Annotated in this window: 2 protein-coding genes; one reads left to right on the forward strand and one right to left on the reverse strand. The window is 55.5% G+C overall.

Annotated elements, in window-relative coordinates:
- Positions 1 to 260 (forward strand): hypothetical protein (locus ACXJ7R_RS34465; RefSeq protein WP_457155693.1); only part of this gene is annotated, 260 nt, incomplete at its 5' end.
- A gap of 208 nt (positions 261 to 468) precedes the next feature.
- Here the strand turns inward: ACXJ7R_RS34465 and ACXJ7R_RS34470 are convergent.
- A partial coding sequence (locus ACXJ7R_RS34470) for a M35 family metallo-endopeptidase (protein ID WP_457155694.1) occupies positions 469 to 923 on the reverse strand: 455 nt, incomplete at its 5' end.

Here is a 923-nt window from a genome sequence, read left to right on the forward strand (position 1 = left end):
CGGCAGTGACGTCGGAGGCGAGCGCGCTCATGTCTTGCCTCGGCCAGCCCGTTATCGCTTACCACGTCACGGAAATCATGAGAGAGGCAGACCTTGCACACGCCCGCGAGATGCAACTCGCGCTGCTGCGACGAAGCATCGAAGCTCTTGTCGATGACGGCCTGGAAGGCGTCGCCGCCGAACATTTTGCATCCCAGTTCGACGGCCGCATCGGCTTGACCTGGAGACTCCTGCACGCATCCGACGGCGTGGCGCATTGATCAAGACCAGAGCGGTAGGTCGCGCCGCGGCGCGCCGGAGCGCAGAACCCAGTAAGTTCCATTCAGCACGCGCCGATCATCAACGCGTGGCGGCGAAATCGCTTTCGTCCAACCCGCGGGCCGATAGCCGACAATCCACAAATCCACCAATCTCGATCATTTCCCGGTTTATGGGTTCACGGCCTAGATCAGTAGCGTGTGGTGTTCCTCACATCGGAAGCTCCGGGCTATTCTCAGCAAAGTATTCGTGATTATCAGCGTTTGATGTGGCTCTAGGCGGGTTTTCGGCCGCGAGTACCTTGGCGGCATCCTGACCATAGACATAGTCGTTTGTTGATGCGACGATGAAAAAGTGACTTATTTCATGTATAATCGTTCCAGACCTTGAATCCGTTCCTTTCAGAGCGGCTAGCCAGAACTTGGGACAAATAAAGATACTGTAAGGTTGATTACGGTACACATATGCATAGTCTCCCGATTCGCAGTCGCTGCCGTGGCATCCAAACGATATTGCTTTGTTTGCAAGAGTATCCGTAATCTTCGAGAAATTTCCAGTGGCCTTTGCGTACAGTCCTACGGTATGCGCCCCAAACCATGTCAGATATCGTTGGGAATTCGGTTGCTGGGCCGAGGGCGTGGCCTGCAAAACCTGCAGGGCAGCCG

Source organism: Mesorhizobium sp. P5_C1, from assembly GCF_054049815.1.